Origin of the sequence: Actinomadura bangladeshensis (assembly GCF_004348335.1) — a bacterium.
GTDB classification, from domain to species: Bacteria; Actinomycetota; Actinomycetes; order Streptosporangiales; family Streptosporangiaceae; genus Spirillospora; species Spirillospora bangladeshensis.
In genome coordinates this window covers 1-5941 of the sequence record NZ_SMJW01000366.1, presented here as the reverse complement: position 1 = coordinate 5941, position 5941 = coordinate 1, and the positions used below count along the sequence as shown (strand labels likewise).

At 76.5% G+C, this 5941-nt stretch carries 7 protein-coding genes; 4 read left to right on the top strand and 3 right to left on the bottom strand.

The features are described 5' to 3' along the window. From E1284_RS37640 to E1284_RS37630, 3 genes are all read left to right on the top strand, one after another. Positions 1–602 (top strand): sigma-70 family RNA polymerase sigma factor (locus E1284_RS37640; RefSeq protein WP_481726623.1); only part of this gene is annotated, 602 nt, incomplete at its 5' end. After that, positions 599–1330: an anti-sigma factor family protein gene (locus tag E1284_RS43490; RefSeq protein WP_131944922.1), complete on the top strand. Its 732-nt coding sequence runs from the start codon at positions 599–601 to the stop codon at positions 1328–1330. The genes E1284_RS37640 and E1284_RS43490, both read left to right, overlap by 4 nt. A gap of 131 nt (positions 1331–1461) precedes the next feature. Next, the gene (locus E1284_RS37630; protein WP_131944921.1) at positions 1462–2214 is read left to right on the top strand and encodes a hypothetical protein; all 753 of its coding nucleotides are present in this window, start codon (positions 1462–1464) and stop codon (positions 2212–2214) included. On the opposite strand, the gene E1284_RS37625 is transcribed toward E1284_RS37630, so the two are convergent. Both E1284_RS37625 and E1284_RS37620 read right to left on the bottom strand, forming a co-directional pair. After that, complete coding sequence (locus E1284_RS37625; RefSeq protein WP_131944920.1) at positions 2211–3005, bottom strand: ABC transporter permease; 795 nt, start codon at positions 3003–3005, stop codon at positions 2211–2213. The genes E1284_RS37630 and E1284_RS37625 overlap by 4 nt on opposite strands. Beyond that, the gene (locus tag E1284_RS37620; protein ID WP_131944919.1) at positions 3002–3964 is read right to left on the bottom strand and encodes an ATP-binding cassette domain-containing protein; all 963 of its coding nucleotides are present in this window, start codon (positions 3962–3964) and stop codon (positions 3002–3004) included. The genes E1284_RS37625 and E1284_RS37620 overlap by 4 nt, the downstream gene beginning before the upstream one ends. 92 nt (positions 3965–4056) lie before the next feature. On the opposite strand from E1284_RS37620, the gene E1284_RS37615 reads away from it, so the two are divergent. Beyond that, a complete protein-coding gene (locus E1284_RS37615) occupies positions 4057–4806 on the top strand; it encodes a TetR/AcrR family transcriptional regulator (RefSeq protein WP_243714992.1) in 750 nt (249 codons plus the stop codon). On the opposite strand, the gene E1284_RS37610 is transcribed toward E1284_RS37615, so the two are convergent. Then, a partial coding sequence (locus E1284_RS37610) for an ATP-dependent helicase C-terminal domain-containing protein (protein WP_279433117.1) occupies positions 4793–5941 on the bottom strand: 1149 nt, incomplete at its 5' end. The genes E1284_RS37615 and E1284_RS37610 overlap by 14 nt on opposite strands.

Below are 5941 nucleotides of genomic sequence, written 5' to 3'. Positions count from 1 at the left end.
CCCCGATGGCCCACAGATCACCGGCCGCCTCGGCCACCCGCGAACGCCCGCCCGGACCGTGGAGCTGGTTCCGCGGCCCGCAGCCCGCCGGCGGCGTGGACGACCAGGTGATCGTGACCGAGCTGTACCGCGTGTACGGGCGCCCGCTGCTGTCGTTCGTGCTGCGCCTCACCGGCGGTGACCGGCACTGGGCCGAGGACGTGGTGCAGGAGACGATGATCCGGGCGTGGCGCAGCGCGCACCAGCTCGACGAGAACGCGGCCTCGCTGCTGCCGTGGCTCGCGACCGTCGCCCGCCGGATCGTCATCGACGACCAGCGCCGCAAGAACGCACGGCCGCAGGAGGCGGGCGAGGGCCCGCTGGAGAACATGCGCGTGCCCGACGGGTTGGAGGATCTGCTGCGCTCCGTCGTCGTGTCCGAAGCCCTCCTCGCGCTGTCCCCCGCCCACCGCGAGGTCCTCAACGAGACCTTCTTCCGGGACCGCTCGGTCAACGAGGCGGCCCGGCACCTCGGCATCCCCGTGGGCACCGTGAAGTCCCGGGTCTACTACGCGCTCAGGGCGCTGCGCGTCGCCCTGGAGGAGAGGGGCGTGACGCCGTGATCGCGGATCCGCCGCACATCGACGTCGGCGCCTACGCCCTCGGCCTGCTGGAGGAGCCCGACCGCCGGGCGTTCGAGGCGCACCTGCCGGCGTGCCCGTCCTGCCACGACGAGCTCGGCACGCTGCGCGGGATCGCCCGGACGCTGGACGGCATCGCGCCGATCGCCGAGCCCGCCGACGCGATGCCGGTCCCGCCCGAGCCCGCCGTGCTGTCGGACCTGCTGCGGCACCGGGCCGACCGGCGGCGGCGGCACCGGGCGGCACGGGCGCTGGCCGCGGCCGCCGCCGGGGTCGTGCTGCTCGGCGGGGCGCTCGGCACCGGGTTCACGCTCGGCGCCGACCGCGGGACCTCGGCGTCCCCGCCCGCGGGGCAGGACGACGGCACGGCCGCGCTGCTGCGGGACGGTCGGCGGGTCTCGGCCACCGACGCGGGCACCGGCGTGACCGGCACGGTCGCCGTCCAGCAGAAGGCGTGGGGCAGCCGGATCGGGATGGAGCTGAGCAGGGTCCGCGGGCCGCTGGAGTGCGAACTGGTCGCGGTGGACCGGCGCGGCGACGCGCACACGGTCGTCGGCTGGTCCGTCCCCGCCAAGGGCTACGGGCTGCCGGGGTCGCCGCAGCCGCGGCTGGCGCTGCAGGGGGGCACGGCCCTGCGGCCCGACGAGATCGCCCGGTTCGAGGTCCGCACGATCGGCGCGGGACGCACGCTCCTGACCGTCCCCGCGTAGACCGGCGCAGGACCAGCGCAGGATCGGCGCAGGACCGCGGCGCGTCCCGGCCGGCCCGGCCGCACACCGGCCGCCCGGGACGCGCCGCTCCCCCGTGCTCCCCGGCCCGGGGCGTCTCATACCCTTGAGGGGTGAGTGCGCGCCGGTCTTCCACAGGCCCCGAGCTGATGCTGCCGGGGCTCCGCGAGGTGTACGAGGCCTACGTCCGGGAGGCCGACTCCCTCCCGGCGCTGCCCGGCCCCCTGCAGGCGGAGGTGTGGGCGTCCGCGCAGCTCGGCGCGCTGGAGGCGGCGGCCCCGCACGAGCAGGGGCGGCTCGCCGCGCTCGGCGACCTGATCGGCTGCCTGCGCGCGGCGGCGACCCCGGGCGCGCGGGCGTTCCTGCGGGCGATCGCCGCGATCGGCCCGGTGCGGGGCCGCGCGGCGGCGGGGCGCGCGGCCGACGCGCTCGGCGACGTCGCGGCCGCGCCGTGGGAGGGCTCGCTCGGGCGGGTCGTGCCCGGCCAGGCGTGGCTGATCCAGGAGGGGCCGCTGGACGGCGACCGCCTGGTCTGCGAGTTCCGCTACGAGGGCGCCGGCACCGCCGGGATGCACGCCCTCGCCGTCCGGCTGTCCTACGGCGACGCCCCGTCCGAGGTCGTGATCGTCGGGGACGTCCCCGCGCTGATGGCGGCGGCGCGGCAGGCGATGCAGGCCGAGCTGTGCGTCGTCCAGCCCTATGACGCCGCCGCGGTCGGGGCGCGGCTCCGCACCGTGCTGACCGAGGCGGTTCCCGGGGGGCGTGGGGGGTCGTCCCCCCACCGGAAACACGGCGCGGAGCCCCTGCCCGAGGCGTGCTACCCGGCGCTGCCGCTGGCCCGGCACCGGGCCTCGGTGCTGCCCTAGCGGCCCATCGCCCGGTACCGGCGGACCGACAGCGGGACGAACACCGCCGCGATCACCAGCGGCCACACCAGCGCCATCAGCAGGCTGTGCTGCGCCGCCCACGAGTCGCCGGCGACGGGTGAGCCGAACAGCTCGCGGCACGCGGTGACCGTCGCCGACATCGGGTTCCACTCGGCGACCGCGCCGAGCCAGCCGGGCATCGTGCTCGGTGCGACCAGTGCGCTGGACAGGAACCCGATCGGCCACACCAGGATCTGCACGGCCGCCACCGACTCCGGGCCCTTGGCGACCAGCCCGAGGTAGACGCCCATCCAGATGAGCGCGAACCGCAGGAGCAGCAGGAGCCCGAACCCGGCGAGGGCCTTCGCGGCGCCGTCCTCGACGCGCCAGCCGATCAGCACGCCGCAGGCCGCCATCACCGCCAGGCCCGCCACCGAGTGGATCATGTCGGCGGTGACCCGCCCGACGACCACGGCGGACGGCGACATCGGCATCGTGCGGAACCGGTCGGTCACGCCCTTCGCCGCGTCGCCCGCCACGCGCACGAACGTCTCCTCGACGCCGAACGCCATCGTCAGCGCGAACATGCCGGGGACGATGAACGCCCGGTAGCTGCCGCCGCCGGGGACGTCCATCTGCCCGCCGAACAGGTAGCCCATCATCAGCACGACCATCACCGGGAACAGCAGCCCGAGGGCGATCTGGCCGGGTTGCCGGGCCCAGTGCGCGAGGGCCCGGCCGGTCAGCGTCCGCCCGTCGGCGACCGCCCAGCGGAGCGTCTGGACGCTCATGAGGGCACCTCCTCCTTCTCCTTGCCGGTGAGGTGCAGGAACACCTCGTCCAGGGTGGGTCTGCGCAGGCCGATGTCGGCGACCTCGACGCCCGCCTCGTCCAGGGCGCGGACGGCCTCGGTCAAGGCGGCGGCCCGTTCGAGCACCGGCGCCCCGATCCGCAGGGACTCGGCGTCCACGTCGACCTCGCCCGCCGCGACCCGGCCGATGATCCGGGCGGTGCCGGCGAGGGCGGCGGGATCGTCCACCACGACCTCGATCCGGTCGCCGCCGAACCGCCTCTTCAGCTGCTCGGGGGCGCCCTCGGCGATGACGCGGCCGTGGTCGATCACCGAGATGCCCGCGGCGAGCCGGTCGGCCTCCTCCAGGTACTGGGTGGTCAGCAGGACGGTCGTGCCGCCGTCCACCAGGGCGCGGATCGCGTCCCAGACCTCGCCCCGGGCGCGCGGGTCGAGGCCCGTGGTCGGCTCGTCCAGGAACAGCACCGGCGGAGCGAGGATCATCGAGGCGGCCAGGTCGAGGCGCCGCCGCATGCCGCCGGAGTACTCCCCCGCGGCCCGGTCCGCCGCGTCGGTGAGGCGGAACCGCTCCAGCAGTTCGTCCGCCCGCCGCCGCGCCTCCCGTGCGCCGAGGTGGTAGAGGCGGCCGAACATGACGAGGTTCTGCCGCCCGCCGAGGATCTCGTCGACCGCCGCGTGCTGCCCGACGAGCCCGATGCTGCGCCGCACCTCCCCCGCCTCGCGCACGACGTCGTGCCCGGCGACGCGGGCGGTGCCTCCGTCCGGCCTGGCCAGCGTGGTCAGGACCCGGACGGCGGTGGTCTTGCCCGCGCCGTTCGGGCCGAGCAGCCCGTGCACGGTGCCGGCGGGCACGCGCAGGTCGAGCCCGGCGAGGGCCTCGGTGCCGCCGTAGCGCTTGCGCAGCCCCTCGGCGACGACCGCCGGCCGTGGTTCGGTCATGCGCCCTCCAAACTATGTACGTCGTACGGATTTACCATCGCGGGCAATATAACGTACGTCGTACAGAGTTTCATCCCTGGAAGGATCGGAGCGTGACCGAGTACAGCGGGAGCGGCGATCCCAAGCGCAGCCTGGAGCTGCTGTGGGGCGTCCAGGGGCGGCCCCGGCGGGGGCCGAAGCCGAAGCTGACCGCCGAGGAGATCGTCCGCACCGCGATCGCGCTGGCCGACGCCGAGGGCCTGGACGGGCTGTCCATGCGCCGCATCGCCGACGAGCTGGGCGTCGCGCCCATGTCGATCTACACCTACGTCCCCGGCAAGGCCGAGCTGATCGACGTCATGGTCGACCGCGCCTTCGGCGAGCTGACCCCGCCCGGCGACGCGCACTGGCGGGCGCGGCTGGAGCACATCGCGCGCGACAACTGGGCCCTGTTCCACCGGCATCCGTGGCTGCTCCAGATCACGATGGCGCGCCCGCCGATGGGCCCGAGCACGCTCGGCAAGTACGAGTACGAGCTGCGCGCCGTCGACGGCCTCGGCCTCACCGACCTGGAGATGGACTCGGTGGTCGCGCTCGTCACCGGCTTCGCCGAGAGCGCCGCCCGCGTCTCGGTCACCGCCGCCGAGGCCGAGCGGCGCACCGGCGTGAGCGACGAGCAGTGGTGGGAGTCGGTCGCCCCCGTGCTCGACGCGCTCGTGGACGAGGCCGACTACCCGCTCGGGACGCGGGTCGGGACCGCCGCCGGGCAGGAGTACGGCGCCCCCGCCGCGCCGAGCCGCGCGTTCGAGTTCGGCCTCGCCCGCGTCCTGGACGGCATCGAGGTCCTGATCAGCTCCCGCTAGCCCGCTTGGTCCGCTTCGTCGGGACGGCGGTGGCCGGGTCCTCGGGCCACGGGTGCTTCGGGTAGCGTCCGCGCAGCTCGGCCCGCACCGCCCTGTAGCCCTCCCGCCAGAACGAGGCGAGGTCGGCGGTGACGGCGGCGGGACGCCCCGCCGGGGACAGCAGGTGCACCACCAGCGGCACCCGGCCGCCCGCGAGCGGCGGCGCGGCGTCCCACCCGAACAGCTCCTGCAGCTTCACCGCGAGGACGGGCCGCTCCCCCGAGTAGTCGACCCGGATCCGCGACCCGGACGGGACCTCGACCCGCTCGGGCGCGTACTCGTCCAGCCGCTTGGCCTGCTCCCAGGGCAGCAGCCCGCGCAGCATCCCCGCGACGTCGACCTTGGCGAGATCGGCGCGCCGGCGCGCGCCCGCCAGCCACTCCGGGGCCCGCTCCAGCAGCGCCGCGTCGCCGACGTCCGGCCACGGCTCGCCGAGCGCCCCGCGCAGGAACGCCAGCCGCCGCCGCAGCGCGACGGCGCCGGGCGTCCAGGTGAGCAGCCCGAGCCCTTCGGCGCGCAGCCCGTCCAGCAGCGCGGCCCGCACCAGGTCCGGGTCGGGATCGCGCAGCGGGCGGGCGCCCAGTTCGATCGCGCCGAGCCGCTCGACCCGGCGCGCCGCCACGTCGCCGTCCCGCCAGGCGACCTCCTCGGCCGTCTCCAGCAGCGGCGCCGCCGCTGCCCGCGCCACGTCCTCGCCGATCACCACGGCCTGCCGCACCCGCGCCGACGCCGACCCGGCCGGACGGTCCGCCGCCGCGACCGCCAGCCATTCCGGCCGCGCCCCGGCGAGCGCCGACCCGTCGGCGAGCGCGGCCCCCGTCCCGGACGCCATCAGGTACCCGCTCCCCCGCCGCGCCCGCGCCACCCGCTCCGGAAACGCCAACGCCACCACCGTCCCCGCCGCGCGGTCGTCCTCCAGAACGGGCGGCGGGCCGCCGGTGCCGGCGAGGGATCTGCGGAGGCGGGCGGCCTCGTCGCGCCAGCGGGCGGCGTGGGCGTCGGCGGGGCGGTTCTGGCGGCGGAGGGCGCGCCAGGTGGCGGTCAGGTCGTCGCCGGCGGAGCGGGGCGGGGGCTCCGACAGCAGCGCGACGACTTC

What these genes read in the sequence shown, in the direction of transcription:
- E1284_RS37625 (WP_131944920.1), bottom strand. Translation starts at nt 3,005, where the DNA reads ATGAGCGTCCAGACGCTCCGCTGGGCGGTCGCCGACGGGCGGACGCTG.
- E1284_RS37620 (WP_131944919.1), bottom strand. Translation starts at nt 3,964, where the DNA reads ATGACCGAACCACGGCCGGCGGTCGTCGCCGAGGGGCTGCGCAAGCGC.